This window comes from Planococcus sp. 107-1, from assembly GCF_021513255.1.
Lineage (GTDB): Bacteria > Bacillota > Bacilli > Bacillales_A > Planococcaceae > Planococcus.
On record NZ_CP090977.1, the window covers coordinates 239,660 to 263,712 of the forward strand.

At 44.9% G+C, this 24,053-nt stretch carries 24 protein-coding genes, 1 pseudogene and 1 riboswitch; of the genes and pseudogenes, 16 read left to right on the forward strand and 9 right to left on the reverse strand.

Annotated features, from left to right (window positions below; all coding sequences use genetic code 11):
* The first annotated feature begins 43 nt into the window (after positions 1 to 43).
* A riboswitch (purine riboswitch) is annotated at positions 44 to 145 on the forward strand.
* A 153-nt stretch (positions 146 to 298) separates the two neighbouring features.
* Both L0M13_RS01425 and L0M13_RS01430 read left to right on the forward strand, forming a co-directional pair.
* Positions 299 to 886, forward strand: coding sequence for a xanthine phosphoribosyltransferase (locus L0M13_RS01425; RefSeq protein WP_235197985.1), 588 nt, complete (start codon positions 299 to 301; stop codon positions 884 to 886).
* On the forward strand, positions 883 to 2,217 hold the full coding sequence (locus L0M13_RS01430; protein ID WP_235197986.1) for a nucleobase:cation symporter-2 family protein: 1,335 nt from the start codon (positions 883 to 885) through the stop codon (positions 2,215 to 2,217). The genes L0M13_RS01425 and L0M13_RS01430 overlap by 4 nt, the downstream gene beginning before the upstream one ends.
* A 43-nt stretch (positions 2,218 to 2,260) precedes the next feature.
* Here L0M13_RS01430 and L0M13_RS01435 read toward each other — a convergent pair whose 3' ends face one another.
* Positions 2,261 to 3,256, reverse strand: coding sequence for an alpha/beta hydrolase (locus L0M13_RS01435; protein WP_235197987.1), 996 nt, complete (start codon positions 3,254 to 3,256; stop codon positions 2,261 to 2,263).
* Between the two features lie 194 nt (positions 3,257 to 3,450).
* On the opposite strand from L0M13_RS01435, the gene L0M13_RS01440 reads away from it, so the two are divergent.
* Positions 3,451 to 4,122 carry a hypothetical protein gene (locus L0M13_RS01440; RefSeq protein ID WP_235197988.1) on the forward strand — a complete coding sequence of 224 codons (672 nt, stop codon included), beginning with the start codon at positions 3,451 to 3,453 and terminating at the stop codon, positions 4,120 to 4,122.
* Between the two features lie 51 nt (positions 4,123 to 4,173).
* A complete protein-coding gene (locus L0M13_RS01445; RefSeq protein ID WP_235197989.1) occupies positions 4,174 to 5,112 on the forward strand; it encodes a ring-cleaving dioxygenase in 939 nt (312 codons plus the stop codon).
* A gap of 44 nt (positions 5,113 to 5,156) precedes the next feature.
* Here L0M13_RS01445 and L0M13_RS01450 read toward each other — a convergent pair whose 3' ends face one another.
* Positions 5,157 to 6,065, reverse strand: coding sequence for a proline dehydrogenase family protein (locus tag L0M13_RS01450; protein ID WP_235197990.1), 909 nt, complete (start codon positions 6,063 to 6,065; stop codon positions 5,157 to 5,159).
* Between the two features lie 450 nt (positions 6,066 to 6,515).
* On the opposite strand from L0M13_RS01450, the pseudogene L0M13_RS01455 reads away from it, so the two are divergent.
* Positions 6,516 to 7,678: pseudogene (locus L0M13_RS01455) on the forward strand (acetamidase/formamidase family protein).
* A 72-nt stretch (positions 7,679 to 7,750) separates the two neighbouring features.
* Here L0M13_RS01455 and L0M13_RS01460 read toward each other — a convergent pair.
* Positions 7,751 to 8,311, reverse strand: coding sequence for a shikimate kinase (locus L0M13_RS01460; protein ID WP_235197991.1), 561 nt, complete (start codon positions 8,309 to 8,311; stop codon positions 7,751 to 7,753).
* Positions 8,312 to 8,423: 112 nt separating this feature from the next.
* Between L0M13_RS01460 and L0M13_RS01465 the strand changes: the two genes are divergently transcribed.
* The gene (locus L0M13_RS01465; RefSeq protein ID WP_235197992.1) at positions 8,424 to 9,470 is read left to right on the forward strand and encodes a lactonase family protein; all 1,047 of its coding nucleotides are present in this window, start codon (positions 8,424 to 8,426) and stop codon (positions 9,468 to 9,470) included.
* Between the two features lie 328 nt (positions 9,471 to 9,798).
* Here L0M13_RS01465 and L0M13_RS01470 read toward each other — a convergent pair whose 3' ends face one another.
* Both L0M13_RS01470 and L0M13_RS01475 read right to left on the reverse strand, forming a co-directional pair.
* Positions 9,799 to 10,128, reverse strand: a complete 330-nt coding sequence (locus L0M13_RS01470) for a hypothetical protein (protein ID WP_235197993.1) — start codon at positions 10,126 to 10,128, stop codon at positions 9,799 to 9,801.
* Positions 10,129 to 10,131: 3 nt separating this feature from the next.
* On the reverse strand, positions 10,132 to 10,713 hold the full coding sequence (locus L0M13_RS01475) for an SCO family protein (protein ID WP_235197994.1): 582 nt from the start codon (positions 10,711 to 10,713) through the stop codon (positions 10,132 to 10,134).
* Positions 10,714 to 10,953: 240 nt separating this feature from the next.
* On the opposite strand from L0M13_RS01475, the gene glgB reads away from it, so the two are divergent.
* The 8 genes from glgB to L0M13_RS01515 all read left to right on the forward strand — a co-directional run bounded on the left by glgB (position 10,954) and on the right by L0M13_RS01515 (position 18,782).
* Entirely contained in the window at positions 10,954 to 12,834 is a 1,881-nt protein-coding gene (gene glgB, locus L0M13_RS01480; RefSeq protein WP_235197995.1) for a 1,4-alpha-glucan branching protein GlgB, read from the forward strand.
* Positions 12,831 to 13,979: a glucose-1-phosphate adenylyltransferase gene (locus L0M13_RS01485; protein ID WP_235197996.1), complete on the forward strand. Its 1,149-nt coding sequence runs from the start codon at positions 12,831 to 12,833 to the stop codon at positions 13,977 to 13,979. The genes glgB and L0M13_RS01485 overlap by 4 nt, the downstream gene beginning before the upstream one ends.
* Positions 13,976 to 14,521 carry a sugar phosphate nucleotidyltransferase gene (locus tag L0M13_RS01490; RefSeq protein ID WP_235197997.1) on the forward strand — a complete coding sequence of 182 codons (546 nt, stop codon included), beginning with the start codon at positions 13,976 to 13,978 and terminating at the stop codon, positions 14,519 to 14,521. Before L0M13_RS01485 ends, L0M13_RS01490 begins: the two co-directional genes overlap by 4 nt.
* Positions 14,493 to 15,002: a GlgC family sugar phosphate nucleotidyltransferase gene (locus tag L0M13_RS01495; RefSeq protein ID WP_235197998.1), complete on the forward strand. Its 510-nt coding sequence runs from the start codon at positions 14,493 to 14,495 to the stop codon at positions 15,000 to 15,002. The genes L0M13_RS01490 and L0M13_RS01495 overlap by 29 nt, the downstream gene beginning before the upstream one ends.
* The gene (gene glgA, locus L0M13_RS01500) at positions 14,999 to 16,441 is read left to right on the forward strand and encodes a glycogen synthase GlgA (RefSeq protein WP_235197999.1); all 1,443 of its coding nucleotides are present in this window, start codon (positions 14,999 to 15,001) and stop codon (positions 16,439 to 16,441) included. Before L0M13_RS01495 ends, glgA begins: the two co-directional genes overlap by 4 nt.
* Before the next feature lie 40 nt (positions 16,442 to 16,481).
* Positions 16,482 to 17,291: an SDR family oxidoreductase gene (locus L0M13_RS01505; protein ID WP_235198000.1), complete on the forward strand. Its 810-nt coding sequence runs from the start codon at positions 16,482 to 16,484 to the stop codon at positions 17,289 to 17,291.
* A 146-nt stretch (positions 17,292 to 17,437) separates the two neighbouring features.
* Positions 17,438 to 18,517, forward strand: a complete 1,080-nt coding sequence (locus L0M13_RS01510; RefSeq protein ID WP_235198001.1) for an MBL fold metallo-hydrolase — start codon at positions 17,438 to 17,440, stop codon at positions 18,515 to 18,517.
* 4 nt (positions 18,518 to 18,521) lie between these two features.
* Positions 18,522 to 18,782, forward strand: coding sequence for a DUF3006 family protein (locus L0M13_RS01515; protein ID WP_235198002.1), 261 nt, complete (start codon positions 18,522 to 18,524; stop codon positions 18,780 to 18,782).
* A 50-nt stretch (positions 18,783 to 18,832) separates the two neighbouring features.
* Here the strand turns inward: L0M13_RS01515 and L0M13_RS01520 are convergent, their stop codons facing one another.
* From L0M13_RS01520 to L0M13_RS01535, 4 genes are all read right to left on the reverse strand, one after another.
* Entirely contained in the window at positions 18,833 to 19,132 is a 300-nt protein-coding gene (locus L0M13_RS01520; RefSeq protein WP_235198003.1) for a DUF3219 family protein, read from the reverse strand.
* 13 nt (positions 19,133 to 19,145) lie between these two features.
* The gene (locus L0M13_RS01525; RefSeq protein ID WP_235198004.1) at positions 19,146 to 20,318 is read right to left on the reverse strand and encodes an acyl-CoA dehydrogenase family protein; all 1,173 of its coding nucleotides are present in this window, start codon (positions 20,316 to 20,318) and stop codon (positions 19,146 to 19,148) included.
* Positions 20,319 to 20,408: 90 nt separating this feature from the next.
* Positions 20,409 to 21,473, reverse strand: coding sequence for a YkvI family membrane protein (locus L0M13_RS01530; protein ID WP_235198005.1), 1,065 nt, complete (start codon positions 21,471 to 21,473; stop codon positions 20,409 to 20,411).
* 274 nt (positions 21,474 to 21,747) lie between these two features.
* Positions 21,748 to 22,074, reverse strand: a complete 327-nt coding sequence (locus L0M13_RS01535; RefSeq protein ID WP_235198006.1) for a YflT domain-containing protein — start codon at positions 22,072 to 22,074, stop codon at positions 21,748 to 21,750.
* A gap of 123 nt (positions 22,075 to 22,197) precedes the next feature.
* On the opposite strand from L0M13_RS01535, the gene L0M13_RS01540 reads away from it, so the two are divergent.
* Positions 22,198 to 22,932 (forward strand): MBL fold metallo-hydrolase, encoded by a 735-nt coding sequence (locus L0M13_RS01540; protein ID WP_235198007.1) that lies wholly within the window; start codon positions 22,198 to 22,200, stop codon positions 22,930 to 22,932.
* Positions 22,933 to 23,076: 144 nt separating this feature from the next.
* Positions 23,077 to 24,048 (forward strand): cation diffusion facilitator family transporter, encoded by a 972-nt coding sequence (locus L0M13_RS01545; protein WP_235198008.1) that lies wholly within the window; start codon positions 23,077 to 23,079, stop codon positions 24,046 to 24,048.
* Positions 24,049 to 24,053: the final 5 nt, after the last annotated feature.

The window sequence follows — 24,053 nt, forward strand, 5'->3', positions numbered from 1 at the left end:
TTTTCGTATATCTTGAAATGGCGGTTTAGCGTGCTATAATAAGACCATTCTAATAATATTCACTCATATAATAGCGGAAATAAGGTCCGCGAGTTTCTACCAGTTTGCCGTAAACGAACTGACTATGAGAAGCAACGAAATGTTGGGAAAGTGCCTTTTGCAAGAAGGGCATGTTTCTTTTCTATTTCCTTTCGAATTTTTAGCTCGAAGGACATTGCTCCACTCATGGTATGAATGGATGCGCGTTCTGAGGGCTATTTTTTATGCCTTCTGGCGTGACGAAAGGAGTGCTGACAGCATGAAACAGTTACAGGAGAAAATTTTAGCAGAAGGCAAAGTGTTATCGGAGTCCGTACTCAAAGTGGATTCGTTTTTAAATCATCAAATCGATCCGGCATTGATGCAGGCAATTGGAGAAGAGTTTGCTTCCCGGTTTGCAGATGAAGGGGTCACAAAAATCCTAACCATCGAATCTTCCGGGATTGCACCGGCTGTTATGGCAGGGCTAGTGTTAGGGGTTCCGGTCGTATTCGCCCGTAAACGCAAGTCGCTGACATTGGTGGATGACCTCTATACGGCAAGTGTCCATTCGTTTACTAAAAATGAAACAAACGATATCTCGGTTTCTAAAGCTTTTATCAGCAGTGAAGATGTGGTGCTGGTCATGGACGATTTCTTGGCGAACGGCCAGGCAGCGCTCGGCTTAGTGGATATCGTTGAACAGGCGAATGCCGCTCTATCGGGTATTGGCATTGTTATCGAAAAAGGGTTCCAAACAGGCGGAAATCTACTGCGCGGACGTGGAATTCGCGTAGAATCGTTAGCAATTGTCTCGTCGCTGGAAAGCGGCAAAGTGGCGTTTCTTGAGGAGGAGCTTGTTAAATGAAAAAGTCTTTAGGTGCAGCAGCGTTAGGATTCCAGCATTTGCTCGCGATGTATGCAGGCGCAATTTTAGTGCCTTTGATCGTAGGAGACGCCCTTGGACTTTCTTCAGAACAACTCACGTATCTCGTCGCAATCGACATTCTGCTTTGCGGAGTCGCGACTATCCTGCAAATCGTCAATAATCGCTTTTTCGGAATCGGGTTGCCCGTCGTTCTTGGCTGTACGTTTACAGCAGTCGGTCCTATGATTGCCATTGGAGGCGAATACGGCATATCTGCCATTTATGGATCGATCTTGGTTTCAGGGCTTATCGTTGTATTGATCAGCGGATTTTTCGGAAGCCTGGTTCGGTTCTTCCCGCCAGTAGTAACAGGGTCGGTTGTAACCATCATCGGAATCACGTTAATCCCCGTGGCCATCAACAATATGGGCGGCGGCCAAGGAGCGAGCGATTTCGGCTCTCTTCAAAATATCGCTTTGTCATTCGGAACTTTATTGCTCATCGTGCTGATTTATAAATTTGCTACCGGCTTCTTAAAAGCCATTTCTATTTTGCTCGGGATTGCGGCAGGAACAATTGCAGCAATCTTCATGGGAATCGTTGATTTTGCAGCTATTTCAGAAGCGTCGTATTTCCACATGGTGGAGCCGTTCTATTTCGGCGCTCCGACTTTTGAGTGGTCCGCCATTCTGACAATGACTTTAGTGGCCATGGTATCATTAGTGGAATCTACTGGCACTTACTTTGCTTTGAGCGACATCACTGAAAAGAAATTAACTGAAAAAGATTTAGCTAAAGGATACCGTGCAGAAGGGTTGGCGATCATCCTTGGCGGGATTTTCAACTCATTCCCTTACACGACATTTTCGCAAAACGTCGGCCTGATTCAAATGTCTGGCGTGAAATCACGGAAAATCATCTTGATTACTGGATTGATGTTGATTACACTTGGCTTCTTGCCGAAAGTGGCGGCTGCTACGACGATTATTCCAACAGCAGTTCTAGGCGGAGCGATGATTGCCATGTTTGGCATGGTGATCTCGCAAGGAATCAAAATGCTTAGCAAAGTCATTTCGGCTACTCCTGAAAACTCGATGATCATTGCTTGCTCGGTCGGCCTTGGCCTCGGCGTAACGGTAGTTCCCGAGATTTTTGCGCAATTGCCTTCAAGCATGCAGATTCTGACAAGCAATGGAATTGTAGCCGGAAGTGTCACAGCCATCGTCCTGAATATCCTCTTCAATATGCTGCCTTCGAAATCGAAGGCAAGAGAAGCGAAAAAAGAAAATGTTTCGGTAGCTGTCGCGAAAAATGCAGCCCATAATAATTAACTGAACACACAAAAACGGGCCTGCTTTATGCAGAGCCCGTTTTTTAATGGCTATTGACGAATAAAAAATTCAAGGTTCTTTTCAAAGCCTCTTGAGCTTCTTCGGTATCTAGGGCATATTGATATTCGTGCTTCAATTGCTTATTGCTGCCTTCAAAAAAGAGGCTTTCCACTGGGACATTTTGATGAAGCAGCTGTTCTTTCAGTTCTTCGGATTGACTGACGAAAGGATCGGCATCACCGACCGTCATAAACACGGGCGGATAAGCTTCTGTGATGTGGTTAACCGTCGATAGCTCATCGATGCGTTCAAACGACTCGAAAACTTCAGTTCCGGTATAGGCAGCCAAAAAGTTTTCGAGATTCGGGAACTGGGTGGCACGCACCGTATCCATATCATATAAGCCACAAAACAGGACAGCACCTTTCAATTGCTCGGCATTTGCAGCAGGAAGAATATTCATTGCTGCTGCCAACTCGGCATTTGAAATGACCGCAGCAACTTGGCTGGAAATTTGCGCTCCAGCTGAATCCCCGCCGATAAAAAGCCGCTCCATGTCGCCGCCGTATTGCGCCGCATTCGCCATCAAAAATTCAATCGCTTCGTTTGCCTGGAAAATCGGTCCAGGGTATTTCTGTTCGGGTGCTAAAGCATAGTTGATATTGGCTACGACATAGCCCCCGTCAGCTAAAGTCATCGCATAGTCTTGCCGGCTGTCTTTGGAACCGCCGATATAGCCTCCACCGTGGATCCATAGCACAACGGGCATGTTTTCGGATTGATTTTTAGGATAATAAATATCTAAAATAGCATCTTTCGTGTCACTGTATCTCAAGTTTTTTACGACTTCTACATTTTCCTGAATCTCAAAGAAATTGGGCGGCGGAGCATAAGCTGAGAAGCTTGCGACCTTTTTAGAAGCAGATGCATCGGAAGAGGTGGCAATTTGATCGCCTATGAAAATAGACAGCATAAGCCCAATTAAAAAGAATGGAATCAACCATCTCCGTTTTCCGTAAAACAGCTCTTTTTTCTCCACTTTACATCCATCTCCCCGCAAGTTTCTTTCTCTTACCGCTAATTTCTATCTTAAGGTCCTGCCCTTAGAAAAAGACAGTGAATATTGTACCAATGTGACAAATATAACAAAAAAGTTTCATTTTGAAAAAGGATTGGCTCGATTCTCATAAGGGTATCTTAGTAGTTGAGCGATTTTGACGGGATGTGATGAACGTGTTTGGATTGGCTGATTTGTTATCATTAATTATTTCTGCATTTATTATTCTGCCCGTTGTGATTTTCATTAGAGAAACCGGTTATTTGCTGGTCAGTGCCATTTTTGGCGTGAAAAATCCGAGGCTGACAATCGGTTCCGGCCCACGCATCGTTAAGATTTGGATGTTCGATATCCGGAAGTACTACCATTTATACAGTTGGTATTCTTATGACGATTTGCGCTCAAAAGGGAAGATTGCCTACACCTTTATCTATGCCGGGCCTATTTTAATCAATATGGCCGTTGCATTTGCGATAAACGCGATGCTTGCTAACGGCCTGCTCGAAGAATACAGAACTTTTTGGGATCGTTTTGTTTTCTATGCTTTTTATTATGTTCTTTTTGATATTGTGCCGATGAAAACGGCGAATGGCAAACCCAATAATGGATTGATCATTTATGAAATGCTGCGCTACGGCAGAAGAACGGATTATAACGAAGAGCCTTTCATTCCATCTACTACCGAGGTTGAAGAGCAGTACCAGGAAGAGATGGAGCATATTGAAGAGCTAAAAGAGCAGCAGAAGGAACAAATAGAAAAGGAAACGGAAGAGGAAAAGCAAAAATTAGAAGAGCAGAAAGAGCTTGAAAAAGAAAAGTTGGCCAAGCAAAAAGAGAATAGCGAGTAAAGCCAAAATGGTACGATAGAATGGAGAAAAGAGTTGAAGGAGAATGATAGCATGGTGAAACGAACGGCAGGAATCCATCACATTACAGCGATTGTCGGAAACCCACAGGAAAATGTGGACTTTTATGCAAGTGTTTTAGGACTAAGGCTAGTAAAGAAAACAATCAACTTTGACGATCCGGGAACTTACCACCTTTATTTTGGCAATGAAGGCGGAGATCCGGGAACCATCATAACGTTTTTCCCTTGGGACAACGCTTATAAAGGAAGAATCGGTGACGGCCAAGTTGGTATAACTTCCTACGCGGTGCCTGCGGGAGCGCTTGGCTTCTGGGAAGAACGGTTAGCCCATTATCAGGTTGATTATGAAAAAGCGAGCCGGTTTGGAGAAAGTTCACTGCGCTTTGATGATCCGCACGGCCTCCATTTGGAGATTGTCGAGAGAAGCATGGGTGAGTTGAATAGCTGGAGTTTTAATGGAGTGAAACGGGAAGCTGCGATAAAAGGATTTGCAGGTGCGACGCTTTTCACTTCACGAGCGGAAAAGACAGCTGAATTGCTTGAACAGGTGCTTGGATTTGAAAAAGTCGGAGAAGAAGGCGAATTTATTCGTTTTCGCTCAACCGCGGAAATCGGCAATATGATTGACGTGAAAACCACTTCTTCAGGAACCGGCCAAATGGGCGTCGGTACGGTTCACCACATTGCTTGGCGTGCGATGGACGATGCGGACCAATTGGATTGGAAAAATGAAATTGAAGCTTACGGGCTTGGCGTGACGCCTGTACAAGACCGCAGCTATTTCAATGCGATTTACTTCCGGGAGTATGGCGATTTGTTATTTGAAATTGCGACGGATCCTCCTGGTTTCGCTATTGACGAATCTCCGGAAAGCCTTGGCGAATCGCTGATGCTCCCAAAACGGTATGAACAATACCGAAGCGGATTGATGAATGACTTGATCCTGATTAAGGTTCGTGAAAGGGAATAAATGACAATGAAAAAAGCGCTTTGGAAAAATCCAAAGCGCTTTTTTTATTTGGAGATCAAGCTCTTTAAAGCCAAATTGATGTTTTGCGGACGTTCAGCTAACCGGCGCATATAATAGCCGTACCAGTCTTGGCCGAAAGGAACGTATGTCGTGAAAGCATAGCCTTCTTGCGCCAATTCTTTCTGCAGTTCGGACCGGAATCCGTAAAGCATTTGGAATTCAAAACGGTCGCGTGGGATTTTGTTTTCTTTTACGAATTTCTTCACTTCATGGATGATGACATGGTCGTGCGTCGCGATAGACGTAAACACATCTTGCTGGAGCCGGATCTTGATCAATTTCAAATAATTATTGTCGATATCTTGTTTGCTTTGATAAGACACTTCAGAAATCTCTTTATAAGCTCCTTTGACTAGACGCAAGCGGACATGTTGGAGGGATTCCAAATCTTTTTCAGACCGGAATAAGTAAGATTGGATCACGGTCCCAACGTTATCGTAGTCTTTCAACAATTCATGAAGAATATCAAGCGTTGGCTGAAGATGGCTATAGTCTTCCATATCGATATTGATGAAGATAGCATAGTCAGCGGCGGCAGCTACAATTTCTTTCATATTTTCCAAACAGAACTTGTGGTCGACATCCAAGCCGACTTGGGTCAGTTTGACAGACATATGGGCAGCGACGCCATGTTTTTGGATCGCTTCTATCGTTTCAAGGATTTGCATTTTTGCATCAAGCGCTTCTTCGCGGTTAAAAACAAATTCACCTAAATTATCAATGGTAGCGCCGATGCCTTCAGCATTTAACTCTTTAACGGATTTCATCATGCTATCGATATCAGTTCCAGCTACAACTTTGCCGGCTCCTAATTTAAGACCCCATTTTTTAGCTCCGCTATTCAACACTTGGTTTTTGGACAAGGCAATAAAAAAATCTCTTGTTAAACTCACTGTTTTTCCTCCTATGCATATGGAAACGTTTTCAAGAGCGGCGGATAAAAAATCCTCCAAACTTGTATGAAAGACCGTAGGCTCATGGGTTATTTCTTAAGTGGATGGGTGATGTACTTCAATCCCTTTTTCATTATAATCGATAGCTTGGATTCTACCTAACTTAATCTAGCTCATGAAAAAAGAAAATGGAATCAATGTAAAGCAATGTGTCCAATTAAGGAAAAGCAGTCAGAGCGGTGAAATTGTAAGCTTTTGAAATTTACCGTATACTCAAAATGACAGAATAATCAAACGGAAAGAGGGGTTAAGTTGAGCAGAGAAGCATCGGAAACTGTAATGGTCAATCAATACATCAACGGAGTACTAGATCCCAACCTGGAAATGCTGGGCCCTGTAAAAAGCGGAGGACATATCATTGCCCACACAGCACCTGGCTGCTGGGGTCCGATGATCACACCTTGCATCCGAGGCGGGCATGAAGTGACAAAACCGGTTTTTGTGGAAGGCGCAGAACCGGGGGATGCCATTGTCATCAAGATAAAATCCATTGAAGTGACCTCGCTTGCCACGTCTTCTGGAAATGACAGTCCTGTTGAAGGGCGTTTTCTGGGAGATCCGTTTATTGCCGTGAAATGTCCAGGATGTGGAACTTTGTATCCGGATACAGTGATTAAAGGCACCGGAAGCGAAGCGATCCGCTGTGCTAATTGTGATGCAGACGTCACCCCTTTTGTGTTTACGAATGGCTACACGATGTTCTTTAGCGAAAAAGGCGATGTCGGCATAACGCTGAACCAGGAAGCTGCAGAAATGATTGCCCAGGATGGGCAGGCGTATATGAAAACGCCTGATGCTTCTGTCCAAAATCCGATTGTCACTTTTGCGCCGCACGATTTGGTCGGGACCATTGCACGGATGCGTCCATTTTTAGGGCAGCTTGGGACGACACCGTCACGGCCAATCCCAGACTCCCACAATGCCGGCGATTTTGGGTCGTTTTTAATCGATGCACCTCACGAATATGTCAGCACCCAAGAAGAGCTGGATACGCATCGGACAGATGGCCATATGGATATTAGCCGCGTCAGAGCGGGCTCGGTATTGATTTGCCCAGTGAAAGTGCCGGGCGGCGGGTTTATCTTGGAGACATGCATGCGATGCAAGGCGACGGCGAGATCGCAGGGCATACGTCTGATGTAGCGGGAATTGTCCATTTGGAAGTCCATTTGCTGAAGGGATTGAATAATGTCGGTCCGATTCTTTTGCCGAATGTGGAAGATTTGCCGTATACGGCTAAACCTTTTACCGCAGAAGAGCGATTATCTGCTCAACGGATTGCCGAGAAGTGGAATGTCCCGCAGCTGGAAGAATCATTGCCACTTTCATTCATTGGGACTGGGCCGACTTTGAATGCAGCTACAGACAATGCATTGGAACGGGCAGCTGCGATGTTCCATGTGGAGGTGCCGGAAATAATGAACCGGGCGACCATAACCGGTTCGATTGAAATCGGCCGCCATCCTGGAGTCGTAACCGTCACCTTCCTCGCACCGGAATCTTATTTAAAAGAAGCCAATCTGTATGATTTAGTAAAAGCTCAGTATCGTTAACATAAAAAAGGGATGGCGCCAGATTGATGGCCGCCATTCCTTTTGCTTTATCTTTTATATTCCCGCGGATTTTCAGCCAGGCTGCGGAGCATGAATCTCCCAAGACAGCTTCAGCGCATCAGCCAAATAGTCTGCTGCTTCTTCGGCATCAAAATGGTCCACTTGAAATTTCGAATGGTTCAGCGAATAAATGGCCTGCCTTTCGACAAAAAGTTTCTGGATGTCTTCTATGGATCGATCTTGAAGGAGTGGCCGGTTGTCTGAGAGGATGTGGATGCGTTCTTTCCAAGAATCCCAGCTGATGTCTAAAAACAACACGATGCAATCCGCTAAACAGATTTCACGGATTTCTTGCTGCAAAAATGCTCCGCCGCCAACTGAAATAACATAAAGAGGCTGTTGGCTGTAAAAATGAATCAGCTCTTTTTCTTTTTTCCGGAAGGTTTTTTCACCGAACTTCTCGAAAATAAGGGGGATGGGCATGCTGAATTCTTTTTCGATTTCTGCATCAATGTCCACAAAGCCCCGATACAATTTTTTTGCGAGCAATTTTCCGACAGTCGTTTTTCCAACACCCATAAAACCGATGCAGACAATGCTTTTTTCGCGGATGGATAATCCGAACTTTCTCATTGGCGACCACTCTTTTCTAAAATAATTGTACGAGCAATTTGTTCTCAAAGCTTACTTTACACCACACACTTGAAAAACTCACGGAAATTCTATAAAAGCAGGGAGGAAGAAAATGAACCATACATATTTAGTGACCGGATCTTATTCAAACGCTGAGGAGCAAGGCATCAAGCTTTGGGAATTTAATCATCAATCTGGCAGCTTAACTGAAATTGCGGGCACTTTCGGTATTGATCGCCCTTCTTTTTTAGCTATCCATCCAAACGGGAAAAGCTTTGCTGCAACAAGTGAAGTGGGAGACGGCGATTTAGTCGCATACGAATTTGCTGGCAAGCCGCCCATGTTAAAAGAAATCAATCGGCAGCCAGCCAATGGCGATCATCCGGCCCATGTGTGCATCGATCATTCAGGCAAATGGCTGCTCGCGGCCAATTATTCTGGCGGCAACGTAAATGTGTATCCCTTACTTGAAGATGGCTCAATTGGCAATCGGACCGATTCTGTCAAACACAAAGGCAAAGGGACAAACTTAAAAAGGCAGGATGCTCCCCATCCGCATTCTGTTTTTCAACTGCCGCAAAGTGATCAATTTATCGTCTCGGATTTGGGGACAGATACGCTTTACATTTACAGGCTGGACCAAAAAACAGGAAAGCTGGAACTTAGGCATTCGATACAAGCGCCTGCCGGTTCCGGCCCCCGCCATTTAACTTTCCATCCGTCGCTGCGATGCGTTTATTCATTAGAAGAACTTGCTTCCTCATTAACTGTCTATGAACTGGACAGTGAAGAAAATTTAAAACCAGTGCAGCATATATCCTTGCTGCCGGACGAATTCGATGGCGAGAACACAAGTGCAGAAGTCAGGGTTTCTGAAGATGGCCATCATTTATATGCTTCGAATAGAGGCCATGACAGTTTAGCTGTATTCGCTATCGGACAAGAGGGTAGAATAGAGTTGAGAGGATTTTCGCCAAGCGGCGGAGAAGGTCCAAGGCATTTCGAGCTGATCTCCGGCGGACAATGGATGATAGCAGCCAACGAGCGATCGCATAATTTAGCTGTGCTGAAAATCGGGAAGAACGGGATGCCCGAGCTTACTGGGGAAATAGTGGAAACTAAAGCACCCGTATGTGTTAAACGCATCGGAGGAATATAAAAAGCAGCGACAGGGCATTTTTACTCTGTCGCTGCTTTTTTATTAGTTGCCTGTCGAACCTGAGCGGCTGTTTCCGCTTTTCAGTGTCCAGCTCCGCCGCCTAGCCGCTCGAGGTCGCTTCAGTCTTATCTGCAATGGCAAAAGGCGCCATTTCCGATAAGACTTCCAGCGCTTGTCGCGGCTTGCAAGGCGGCTCCGCTTTTCAGAGTCCAGACTTCAACAGCCAGGTTCTCGGGTCATAAGCCAAGCTAGCTGTGCGGCAAAGAACGCCGCTTCGCCAGCTCGTCTTATGCCTGTCGAACCTAAGCGGCTGTTTCCGCTTTTCTAATCACCAATCCATCGAGTCTTTTTCTTTGATGCCAAGCTCTTTAAGCAAGCTGATGAAAGGGCTGTCGTTATTTCCTTTGAAGGATTCTTCTGTGCATGTGGAGTGGGGCGGATATTGAAGTTCTTCCGCCTTTTCCAATGTCGAATCTTCAAGGAAGTTCGTAGCATCCGCCTCGTCGAAGCATGACGGCGCAATGTACGTGTGGTGCGTATGTTCAAGGATGACGCGTGTGCTTGGCGATGGCGAATTCTCACGCGGCAAAAAGAAAAACACGAGTAAGGTGGCCGCAGCTATCAAGCCGATCAGCATACTGATTCTTTTTTTATTCATCTTTTATTCCTCCGCAAGCAAAATTTCTGCATCCGCTATTATTTCTTCAACGGGCGGATTGACGCCATTATAGTCTTTCATGATGACACCGTTTTTGTCGACAAGGAAAAAGGATGTGCCATGCAACACTTGGTCATCGTTTGCCGGTTTGCGGGCAATCGTCTTGAAATTCTCCATGGCGAAAGCATCAATCTTCTCCGGTGAATAGCCGGTTAACAGATTCCACGAAGCAAAATCCGCTCCGTAGTTTTCCGCATAGGATTTCAAAATTTCTGGACTGTCGACAGTTGGGTCGACGCTGAAAGAAACAATCTGGACATCGAGTCCTTGTTCTTTAAACTGATTTTGCAAGTCCACCATATTCGCTGTCATTGGCAGGCAGACAGTCGTGCAATTCGTGAAAATGAAATCGGCCAGCCAAACTTCGCCTTTTAAATCGGCAAGTCCCATTTCCTCATTGTCTTGATTGGTGAAATTAAAATCTTCTATTTTCCATTCCAATGGATCTTCAATGCCTTTGCCGCAGCCGGCAAGCAATAAAATGAAAAGCAATATGAGTAAGGTCAGTAATCTATTTCGCAACATTTCTCGCCCTTCCTATCGTAAGCTATCTTCCCTAAGCGTAGTAGAATTTCTGCCCGTAAACAAGTCCTTATGCGTTTAAATATGTGTAGATACTGAGAACTCCTCAGTGTTTGCGCTAATCTGCTTTCTTATTTTCACTGTTTTTCAATTATTCCGATTTTTTACAAGGGTTTTACATGGACTGTGTAGAATAAAGTTAATTGGGGCAAGGGAAAGAATGACGATTTGGAGGTGCTTCTCGTGGACTATGATAAGACTTCTCTGAATGAGAAGGAAGCAGCAAAATTCCATAATGGGCAAATGTACGATGCTTATCGATATTTCGGCCCGCATCTGAATGGCGAGGAGACCCGGTTTACTGTTTGGGCACCGGACGTAGCCAAAGTGGCTGTCATCGGCACAGCTGCTGGAGCGCAAGAATCGGAACGTTTTGAGATGAAGCCATTGCCATTTGATCCAAGTATTTGGGAAGTCCTGATTCCTCGGAATCTTGCTGGATTTATATACAAATATGATATTGAAACGATTGAGGGTGAACGGATCGGAAAATCCGATCCTTATGCGCGGTCCAGTGAAATGAGGCCGGACACATGTTCAATTGTTCCAACTGATTCTGTATTTAAATGGAGCGAAGAAGTTTTACAGCAAAAACAGCAACTCTTCCAAAATCATTTTGAAAAGCCTCTAGCGATTTATGAATTACATATGGGAACGTGGAAGAGAGCGCCAGACGGATCTTTTCTGACGTACCGGGAAATCGCTGAAGAATTGATTCCTTATGTTAAAAAACACGGTTTTACTCATATTGAAATATTGCCGATCACGGAACATCCTTTGGATGAATCGTGGGGCTACCAAACGACGGGTTACTTTGCGCCAACAAGCAGGTACGGCACGGCGGAAGACCTGAAATATTTCATCAACGAATGTGCCAGGAACGGTTTGGGTATATTTTTAGACTGGGTACCCGGCCATTTTTGCCAAGATCTGCATGGGTTGGTTTTATTCAACGGGAGGCCGCTTTACGAAGACCGCCGGAAGGAAAGGCGGAAGAATCCCGAATGGGGGACCATGAACTTTGATGTTCAAAGAGGCGAAGTCGTCAGCTTTCTTTTATCGAGTGCGCATTATTGGCTAGACGAATTCAAATTCGACGGGTTCCGGATGGATGCCTTGATGAAATTATTGTTTGTACCGAACGACCCAAGACGCATACACAATGAAGAAGGCGCGGACTTTTTGAGGCAATTGACTTCCAGCATCAAGCTGCATCATCCTTCAGCCATCTTAATCGCAGAAGATGCCTGGCATTATCCAAATGTGACTGGCAAAGCCGAAGACGGGGGAATCGGCTTCGATTATAAATGGAATTTTGGCTGGATGCATGACACTTTAAGCTATATGGAGACGCCTCCTGAAGAACGATCTGAAAAACATCAAAAATTGAATTTTTCACTTATGTATTATTACGATGAACGCTATGTGTCGATATTTTCTCATGATGAAGTGGTCCATGGGCAAAAGTCGCTGCTGAATAAATTGCCGGGAAGCAAAGAAGAAAAGTTCCATCAATTGCGGTTGCTTTTGGCTTTCTGGATTACGCATCCAGGGAAAAAACTTCTGTTCATGGGCCAAGAATTCGGGCATGACGACGAATGGAAATTCCAGCCGGAGTTGGACTGGTTCTTATTAGACCAGCCATCCCATCGCCAAATGGACTTTTTCACAAAAGAACTATTGGCTTTTTATAAAAGCGAGAAGGCCTTATTTGAACTCGATAATGACCGGATGGGCTTTGAATGGCTGGATCCCGATAATCATGAACAAAGTGTTCTAGCCTATATCAGGAGAGGAAGAGCGCCGGAAGCTGAATGCATCGTAGTCGGAAATTTTTCAAACCAGGATTACAGTGGATTCGAGGTAGGCGTTCCGCAGCTGGCTTCCTATGAATGCGTTTTTTCAACAGCGTCGCCTTTATACGGTGGATGGGGTACTGAAAAAGGGGAAGTGGCTGCTAGAAGCGTTCCGATTGATGGCCAAAGCCAATCAATTGCCATTGAATTGCCGGCTTTTGCAATGCAGATATGGAAGAAAAAATCGGATGGGAGTGAAAAATCATGAAAAATAAAGTGGTGGCTATGTTACTCGCTGGGGGGCAAGGGAGCCGGTTGAAATCCTTAACCTACAATATTGCCAAACCTGCAATTCCGTTCGGAGGAAAATACCGGATCATTGATTTTCCGCTATCGAACTGCATGAATTCTGAAATTCATACAGTCGGCGTCTTAACGCAATACCAGCCGCATGTACTCCATAATTACATCGGACAGGGAATTCCATGGGATTTGGATAGAAGAAGCGGCGGCGTCACCATGCTTACTCCCTATACAGAGATGGGCGGGCTTAAATGGTACGACGGTACAGCAAATGCGATCTACCAAAATATGCATTATCTGGCTGAACAAGACCCCGAATACGTGCTGATTTTATCAGGGGACCATATTTATAAGATGAATTATCAAACCATGCTTGAATTCCACAAAGAACAAAAAGCGGATGTCACGATTTCAGTTATCGAAGTTCCATGGAAAGAAACTCACCGCTTTGGCATCATGAACACCGATGATCAGATGAACGTAAAAGAATTCGTTGAAAAACCGGAAAATGCAGAAAGCAATTTGGCTTCGATGGGGGTTTACATCTTTAATTGGCAAAAACTCAAAAAGTATTTACAGTTGGATAATGAAAATGAAAATTCTTCGCATGATTTTGGAAAGAATATCATCCCGCTTATGCTCGAGAACAATGAAAAGATGGTCGCTTACCCGTATAAAGGCTATTGGAAAGACGTAGGAACCGTAGACAGCCTTTGGGAAGCCAATATGGATTTGCTGGATGAAACTTCAGGCTTGAACTTGCATGATCCGGGATGGCGGATTTTCTCCTCCAATCCGCAGCTGCCGCCGCAGTTTATCGGTGAACACGGCGTCGTCCAGGATTCCTTGGTCAATGAAGGCTGTGTCATCGAAGGAGCAATCGAAAAATCGGTCATTTTCCAGGACGTCCAGGTTGACGAAGGCGCGTCGCTCAAAGAATGCGTCGTGATGAGTGGCGTGAAAATCGGCAAAGGTGCCCAGCTTCAGCGTGTCATCATTCCGCCGGGGTTGTCGATTCCTGAAAACTATCAGATTCCCGATCAAAAAGAAGAAATTGTTTTATTGACAGAAGAGGTCTTAGAGAACTGGGGAAGAGGTGAAGGTCTATGAGATTAATGGCAGTTATTGATGCATCTGTAAGGATGTCTGGCCTGGAAGATTTAACGATGTACCGTTCAACGGCATCAATCCCTTTTTCCGGACGGTACCGGCTCATCGATTTTGCCTTGTCGAATGTGGTAAATTCGAATATTAATCTTGTCGGCGTTTTTCCCGCTTATCCATTTGTTTCTTTGCTCGATCATATCGGAGTGGGCAAAAGCTGGGATTTGAATCGCCGGAAAGACGGCTTGTTTTTCCTTCCGGGTTCCCAGAAAGCGGGCAATTACGTCAGCGTCGGCGCCTTCTCCATGCTAGGTGAACATCGCCAGTTTTTCGCCAAAAGCAAGCAGGAACACGTCGTCATCACCAATTGCTTTACAGTGGCCCAACTGGATTTCGATGACATGCTGGATGCCCATTTGGCTTCGGGCATGGATATCACAGAAGCTATCTGTGACGATGGCACCCATTTGAAAAGTTACATCCTTTCCAAAAAATTGCTTGTTGAATTGATGGAAAGCTATGAAGAAAAAGAAAATCATCAGCATTGAAGATGTAGTAAACCGTAAAAAAGCGCCTTATACATTCAATACGTATACACATGATGGATTTGTTGCGGTTATCGATTCGACAGAAAATTATTTCAGGTCCGCGATGTCCTTATTAGAAGCTGGGCAAAGGGAAAAGCTATTTCTAAAAGACCGTCCCATTTATACAAAAGTGAAAGACGAGCCTCCGACAAAGTATTTAAAGGGATCCCAAGTGAGCCAAGCATTGATCGGAAACGGCTGCACGATTGCTGGAAGTGTAAAGAAAAGCATTATTAGCCGTGCCGTTTTAATCGAAGAAGGCGCCCAGTTGGAGAATTGCATCATCATGCAAAAAAGCAGAGTTGGGAAAAACTGCGAACTCACTTGTGTAATTGCCGATAAAGAAGTGCAGATAGACGACGGGGTCGTATTAAAAGGGACATGGCAACAACCCATTGTTCTCCGCAAAGGTGAGCGGGTGACAAAGGAGGATGTTCAATGAGAATTGCGATGGCTGCAGCAGAATGCGCTCCTTTCGTAAAAACTGGCGGACTCGCTGATGTTATGGGAGCCTTGCCAAAAGCGCTTGCGGAACTTGGCCATGAAGTAATGGTGATCTTGCCGAAATACACGTTGATTTCAGCAGAACAAGAGAAGGAGTTTCAATTCAAAGGAGATCTTGAAGTGCCTTTTAAAGGGCAAAGAGAGATCTACCCTATTTTTGAATATTGGATGAACGGCGTCCAATTCGTTTTTGTGGAAAATGATGCTTTTTATGGACGCGACCAAATATATAGCCAACCAGATGATGCCGAGCGTTTTGCATTTTTCAGCCGTGCGGTATTGGCTGTGATGGAAGCGGAAACCGAAGCTTTCGATATTTTGCATGTCCACGATTGGCACACGGCCATGCTGCCGCTTCTGTTAAAAGAAGATGAACGTTATGCCACGCTCCATTCGAAGACAAAAACGGTTTTGACCATCCACAACCTTCAATTCCAAGGCTATTATCCCAAAGAAACGGCCACTCAAGAATTTGAGCTGGCGGAGCGTTATTTTGATGATGGCCTAATTGAATGGCGCGGCAGCTTCAATATGTTGAAAACGGGGATCTTATACGCAGATCAAGTGACGACCGTCAGCCCTTCTTACCGGGATGAAATTCTTACTGAATCTTACGGAGAGAACCTGCAAACGCTCCTTCAAGAGAGGGCGGAGGATTTAATCGGCATATTGAATGGAGTCGATACCGTTTCCTATAATCCGGCAGCTGATTTGATGATTGAAATGCCTTATGACCAGACGACCATGGAAAGGAAAGCAGTCAATAAGCGGGCTGTCCAACTCCGGTTTAATTTGCCGGAACGCGGAGGTATTCCATTGATGACGATGGTTTCCAGGCTAGCTGGACAAAAAGGGATTGATGTTTTAGAAGAAACTTTGCCGAGCCTATTGAAAACACAGGACGTGCAATTTGTGTTGCTTGGCTCAGGCGAAGAGAAATACGAGCAGTTTTTCCGTCAGTTGGCTGAAGAATTCCCGGAGAAAATAGCAGTCCATATCGGGTTTGATGAAGAACTTGCCCATTTGCTATATGCAGGCGCTGATATGTTCTTGATGCCTTCCCATTTTGAGCCTTGTGGATTAAGCCAACTGGTCTCCATGATTTATGGTACGGTCCCAGTAGCAAATAAAACCGGAGGCTTAAAAGACACGGTTGTGGAGTATGATGAAGTGCTGCGCTCCGGGAATGGTTTTTTAAGTGATTTCGCTGAACAGGATCGTTTTGAAGACGCGTTAAAACGTGCTTTAAAGATGTATCATCATGCTGAGCATTGGGAAATCATTAAACGGAATGGCATGGATGGCGATTATAGTTGGAGCCGTTCTGCCGGAGAATACAGTCGATTATATGAAAAACTAGTCAATAAGCAAGGATAGGGAAATACTGGGCTAAGGTGAAGCGAGGAGGAGGAGACGGATGGCAGATCTAGATTTCAATAACACGGATTTAGAAGGTTATAAAGCGAGCGGTGCGCTTGAAGGGAAGGTGGCTATTATTACAGGCGCAAACAGTGGGATTGGCCGAGCAGTAGCCATTGCCTATGTTAAAGAAGGGGCTAAAGTAGTGATCGGTTATTTAGACGACGAAGATGCGACAGCTGAAACTTTGGAAGTCATCAAAAGCTACGGGGGAGAAGCGAAAGCCTTGAGCGGAGATCTGGGGAAATCGGAAAACTGCGATAAATTGGTTCAATTCGCACTCGAGTCGTTCGGCCAAATTGATATTCTGGTAAATAATGCAGGCTATCAATATCCGCAGACCTCTCCGACCGACATTACAGATGAACAGTTGCTGAAGACTTTCGAAATCAAAGCTTTTGCGATGTTCTATTTAGTCAGAGCCGCCCGTCCCCATCTAAAAGATGGGGCGCGCATCATTAATACTGCCTCAATCAATGCGTACCGGGGCCACTCAGATCTCATCGACTATTCCGGAGCGAACGGTGCCATGGTTTCCATGACGCGTGCGCTTGCCCGCCGTTTCGTCCGCGAAGGAATTGCGGTAAATGGCATTGCTCCGGGGCCAGTGTGGACGCCGCTGATCACGAAGACTTTTGGTGATCTCAACCCTGACGTTGGAGAAGACTTCGGCAAGGATGTTCCAGCCGGGCGCCCGGCCCAGCCTTATGAATTGGTAAAGGCTTTCGTCTTTTTAGCAGATCCGCAAAATTCATACATGACAGGCCAATTCCTTCATATGAACGGCGGAGACTTCATGTCAACTTGATTTAAGGGAAGTTATAAAAGGCTGCAAGAGAACTTCTTTTGCGGCCTTTTGCTATGCACATATTTAGTATTCCTGCCTTTAACGCGAATAGAGAACGGCCATCAGTGGGTATGGTAAAATGCCACTATGGAAAGAGGAGAGGGATCTTGAAAAAGAACATTTCGATTTTATTAATTGCGGTTATCCTGATTGGAGTTTTAGCATATCAATTGTTTCAACAGAAGGAAGAAGGGGAGATCCGGAATTCGGCAGCTCTAGAGGATGAGCTTGCCGTACATTATATAGATGTCGGCCAAGCAGATTCCACTTTATTGGAAGTGGATGGTTATGCCATTCTGATTGATGCAGGCGATTGGAACAGCACAGCTGCGATCGATTATTTAAAAGAGTTGCAGCTGGAGAAAATCGACATTGCAATCGGTACTCATCCCGATTCGGATCACATTGGCCAGCTAGCTTCCATTGTTGAACAGTTTGATGTAGGGGAAGTGTGGATGTCAGGCAACGAAAGCACCTCCAATACATTCATCAGCACATTAGAAGCGGTTGATGAAACGGGTACGGATTATTACGAACCGCGCAGCGGAGAAGTTTTCGATGTCGGCCCGATTCAACTGGAAGTTCTTTATCCCGAAGAAATCACCGGAAAAGCCAACGAAGAATCGATTTCATTGAAAGTGACGTTTGGAGATATCCGCTTGGTCTTCACCGGTGATGCGGGTATTAAAGAAGAACAGAATATGATTGACAGCGGCGCTGATTTGGACGCAGAAATTCTTCATCTTGGCCACCATGGGTCGAATACATCGACGAGCCGCGCGTTTTTAAAAGCTGTATCTCCGGAAGTCGCCATTTACAGTGCGGGCATCGACAATTCCTATGGCCATCCGCATGCCGAAGTCATTGCCTCAGTGGAGAACGAAGGCGCTGAAGTTTACGGCACTGATGTGAACGGAACGATTGTGCTGCGGACAGACGGAAACAGCTACGAAATCGAAACAGAGAAAGAAGGAATCGCTGTTGAAGGAAAAAATCGCTGCATTGATCTGAATCGTGCTTCTTCAGCTGAACTTCAGGAAATCGAAGGCATCGGTCCGGCTTTCGCTGAAGACATCGTAAAAAGCCGTCCGTTTGTTTCGCTTGAAGAGCTTAAAGAGATCAAAGGCATTGGGCAAGGGAAGCTGGAGGATATTAAAGACCAAGGCCTCGCTTGTGTAGGGGAGTGATTGAATGAAAGGGATGCTGAACCGGATTGAAGATGGATGGGCGGTCATTCTCATAGAAGAAGAGCAAAAGGAACTCCTGCTTCCTGTCAGTCATTTGCCGGAAGGAAGCGAAGTGAATTCATGGTTTGAGATTGAGTTGGACGGAGATAAGCTTTGTTCCATTTCTTTGGACGAAGAAAGCAGAGCAGTAAAAGAAAAAGAAGCTCGGGATCTAAGAAGAAGGTTGAGAAGAAGGAGCGGCAGCAGCCGGTTCAAAAGAAGATAGGAAATCAAAAAGGAAGCCCCAGCAATATGCCGAGGCTTCTTTTTTGATTTCTATGCTTTTTCCGTCAATTCCAGGTGATAGTCAGCTACTTCGTTCGGATTGTAAAGGTTCGTAGTATCTGTTGAATAGTTCGAGATGGCAGCTTGGAAGTCCAAGTTTTTTTCTGGAACTTGAACCCGGAATTCCATGCCGTATAATAGCACAGCGATATCGTGGTAATCTTCGCTCGTCACGTTGAAATCGATGATAATCTTTTGCAAAGGCTTGCCGGAAACGTTATCAGTCACGTGTTCTTCCGTATAGTGGAAAGCTTGGATAACTGTCTCGTTAAGGTGTACTTGAGTCGTCAATTTGCTTCACTCCTTATTTATTGGCTGAATTCTCGTGTTGTTCTTTTTGGATGGACTGGATGGCTTGGCTTGCAAGTTGCGCTTTGACCATGTCCTCCATTGGCGGATTATACAGGCCTGCCCGGATATTCACATAATGGCGATGCATCGGGTTGGCCTCTGATAAGGCCCTAGAACCGACAATTTTCATCGCTTTATCGACGATGCCGATAGCTGCCTGAGTGACGGCGATTTTCGTTACATTCAATGCTTCATCCATCGCAGCTTTATCGCTTGCTTGAAGATAGCGTTCAACTGTTCCGTATAGCAAATGGCGGGCAGTTGTCAGCTCCAGCTCCATTTCGCCGATGAGGTGCCGGATATTCGGAGTTTCCGAAATCGGCTTCCCGAGAGAAGCGGGTTCGTAGGAAGAGGCGAATTCAATCGCTTGCGTCCGGGCGGCAGCAGCAATCCCGATATAACAAGCAGGAATATGGAGCAGCCAGCCTTTACCGGCAGTTCGGGCATTGCCCGGCTTTAAGATGAATGAAGAAGGAATCCTTACATCTTCCATCACTAACGTATGGCTTGCTGTTCCTCTCATGGCTAGCATATCCCAAGTTTCATCGATTGAAACCCCTTCTGCTTTGCGCGGAATGATAAAGGTTTCGACTTGTTCCTCATTCACTGTGGCGGTCACGAAGATGAAATCGAGGACAGGCGCCATAGAGGTATAGGTTTTTTCGCCGTTGAGCACCCACTCATCGCCTTCTTTTACAGCAACGGTCCGGGGAAGCGCACCGCGTGCTGGGCTTCCAGCATTATTTTCAGTGGCCGCCGTATTGATTAAGGCACCTTTTCGGATTTCTTCTGTAAGCCAGGATGCACTGTTTTCGTGCCAATGCCGGTTTTCGGCGTATTCCAAAACGATTCCAGTATGCCAGCCGATAGAAAGGCCGGTAGCTCCGGAAGCTTGCGAAATCGCTTCTTGTGCAAGTATGTACTCATAGAGGCCGAAGCCTTGCCCGCCCATATCTTTTGGCAAAGTGAGTGTATGGTAGCCTATTTGCTTTAACTCTTTAATATTTTTATAAGGGAAAGATCCCATTGCGTCCAACTCCGGTTCGCGCTTTTGAAAAGCAGGAGTTAATGCACGAATTTGGTTAATCAATTCTCGCTGTTGGGAAGTTTTAATAAAAGTGTCCATAAAAAAGTTCTCCTTCCGGAATGCTCTATTAAAACCATAACATGAAAAGCCGCCAAAGCAGTTGATGTATGCTTTGGCGGCTTATAGAAGTTATTTATTCATTATTGTCTGGGTGTTTGGCTTTTTAAAATCGGCATAAACCAATGCAGCTACCAGGAAGAATCCGAGATAACCGACCACGGGATAAAATTCATTGACGAGTTTTGTAAAGCCGACAAAACTTAAGGCAAAGGAAACGATGCCGACAATTACGACAAACCCTTTGAATTTAGGCGTACCGGATGAAACAAAGCGAGCTGAGAATGCATAGATCATACTGACCGCAGTATTGTAAATCATGCCAAACAAAATGATCGACATGAACACACCTAAGGTAGGAGAGATGTCATTGGCAATTTGAAGCATCGGCATTTCCGCATCGCCTACACTGTCTATTTTTGAAAAAATAGCTAGATGGCTGAGAATAATTAAAACTCCAAGGCCAAGGCCTCCGAACAATCCTCCACGAGCAGCGATTTTTTCATCTTTTTCTGTGCTTCCCATGACGATGGCCATGGAAGCTCCAACTGCAATATTAAAGGATGCATAATTTAATCCTGACAAGAACCAATTGGAAACAGCCGAAAGTTTTTCTTTCGCGATTGGATCTAATACGGTAAAAGATGAATCGCCGGTAGCTAGACTGTAAACGGCTAAAAGGACGACCATCAAAATAAGAAAAGGCGTGATGCTGCCGATGATCGCGATGACTTTTTCTACATTGAGCATAATCGTCAAAATGACAAGCACTGTCATGAGAGTACTTCCAAGTACTGCTGGCAAGTCGAATTGCTGCGAAAAAATAGAACCGGCTCCGGCAATCATGACTACTCCGACGCCGAATAAAGTTAAGATAATTATGTAATCAACAATTCTTCCTAAGATCTTTCCACTGATTCCGTAAATGACTTCCTTATGTGAAGGCTGCTGCATCCGGCTTCCAAGCCGTGTCAAATTCATTCCTAAATACGCAAATAGGGCTGTCGACATAAGAGCGGCAAAAATCCCCATGATTCCGAAACTCGTAAAATATTGCAGGATTTCTTGTCCAGAAGCGAATCCCGCACCGACAATGATGCCGATAAAGGCGCTCCCCATTTTCAAACTCTTGATCATAAATTTCCCCCTTGAGGCTTTTCTAACAAAAGTTTACTTTAACTATTCGTAGTTAGAAAATTAACCTTTTTCAAATATAGCAAATAGTTATAAATGACACAATGGACAAGATGATACAGAACTCCGAATATGCCTATTTTACTAACACTTCAAAGTATATTTATAAGAGAAAGAAAGAGAACTGAGAATAAAAGTTATTTCAAGATAAAAAAAGAAGGGGGCAGGCAATAAAAGACATAAAAAACCCTCTTGCCATTCAGCAAGAGGGAAGGAATTAATTGTTTTTATTCGCGATAATCACGAGTTTGCCTTTATCTAATTCTTCTTCGTAATCAGCAGCTTCTTGTTCTGTTGCTCCAGCGGCTGCCATTTTAGCGCGAAGCTCATCACCGCGTGAAACGGTCATGTTTTTCATGCTATCTAGGAATCCTTGTTCTTTCATGCCGACGCTTTCCGTATCCAATGCTTTGGAAATGTCTTTTTCGCGGTTTTTATCATGTGCGAAGATGTAAATGTCGTCGTGCGTGAATCCTTGTGTCTGTAATTTTTCGATTTCTGATTTTGCTTGCACTGCATTTTCTACTGTTAGTTTTACTGTCAAAGTAATCCCTCCAAGTTTTATCTTCTCCCTTTCTATATACCCCGAGCGAATTCCTTTAAACAAACTGTAGGTAAACGGCTGGGTTATAATAGGGAAATAAAATAAAACGAGAGGGGTACATTTATGAAAATTACAACAATTGGAATTTGGGGCGGCTATCCGAATAAAAACGAAGCGACTTCTTCCTTTCTAATAGAAGAGGAAGGATTTCGCTGCCTAGTGGATTGTGGAAGCGGTGTATTGGCCGCTGTACAAAATTATACCGAATTAAAAGATCTCGATGCGGCAATCATCAGCCATTATCATCCAGACCATATTGCCGATATTGGGGTTTTGCAGCATGCAGCGATGGTCGGCATGCAGTTAAAAGAGTGGGAAACTCCATTTCCGATTTATGCCCATAACCGCGACCAGGAAATGTTTGCGGGCCTTTCCTATAAAGGCGTGACTGAAGGAAAAATGATTGAAGCAGGCCAACCTCTTCTGCTTGGGCCGTTCGAAGTCTCTTTTTGCGAAACCATTCATCCGGTTTATTGCTTGGCAATGAAATTTACAGCAAAAGGAAAGTCAGTGGTTTTTACAGCGGATACCGAATGGAAAGATGAGCTGATCGATTTCTCGCGCCATGCAGATTTGCTTGTATGTGAATCAAATTTGTATGAAAAATATAGAGGCATCATTAAAGGGCATTTGAGCGGGAAGCAAGCAGGTGAACTGGCTGAGCGTGCTGATGCCAAGAAATTGAGGCTCACTCATTTGCCGCAATACGGCGAACTGGAAGAAATTCTTGAAGCTGCACGTTCCAGCTATAGCGGCAATGTAGAATTCGCAAAAATAGGGGCTGTCTACGAGATTTAAGGCAGTTTCAAAAAAAGAGGGTTCCGAAAAAATCGGTGCTCTCTTTTTCATGGGTTTCTACTGCTCCAGTGCAGGGAAATAAAATAGAAATGCTTGCTAAATTTACACACGAATAATTTGGTTGAGAAGAATGGGGGATTTCATATGAAAGAGTTTTTGGGCTTGCTAAAAGGGGGGAACAAGTCTGCTTTTTGGGCAGCAATTGTTAATACGGCGGTAGCTGTCATTAAAACAATCGCTTATCTCATTACGGGAAATGTGGCGATGTTCGCCGAAATGATGCACAGCTTTGGAGATGCAGCCAACCAATTGTTCGTCTTTATCGGTTCGGCATTGAGCAAAAAAGCGCCAACCGAAAAATTTCCAGGCGGTTTTGGGCGCCTAGTCAACTTAGTGCTATTAGGAGCGGTGCTTATTGTCGGAGTGCTGGCCTATGAAACCATTATCGAAGGAATCCATCACATTTCGGATACGGTCCACACAGAAGATTGGTTCTGGTTGAACATCGGAGTGTTAGGTGCGTCTGCTCTTTTGGAAGCTTTTGTGCTCAATAAAGCCATGAAAGAAATAACGGAGCACCTGCCGAAAGAACAAACAAGCGGTTTAAAGTACATCCCGCTTAGCTATAAAAACGTAAAAGGGGCTAAGCCTGCGACCAAACTCGTTTTCCTGGAAGATAATGTGGCAGTAGGAGGAGCCGTGTTGGCTTTGGGCGCTATTATCATTTCCACTTATACGCCTTTCCATAGTGCAACCGGGTACGCTTCAATCATTATCGGTGTCATGCTCATTCTCGTAGTAGGACGGGTTTTCCTGGACAATGCGGCTGGTGCGCTTGGAGTGGCTGATGTTAAAATGCAGGCCCGAATCGGCGCGAAAGTTCTGCAGCACCCACAAGTTGCCGATATTCAAGACCTTGATGTCATCAAAGAAGGAGACCATTTCCATGTGGAATTGAAATTGGAAGTGGACCCAGGCATGACGATTGCCGAAGCGGATGATTTGCGGGACTACATTGAAAAGCGGATTATGGATGGCGTCCAAGGAGTGACGGATGTCATCATTGAATTTGATGAAGACGATCAAATTCCTACGTGGATGGATACGACTAAATGATTTGA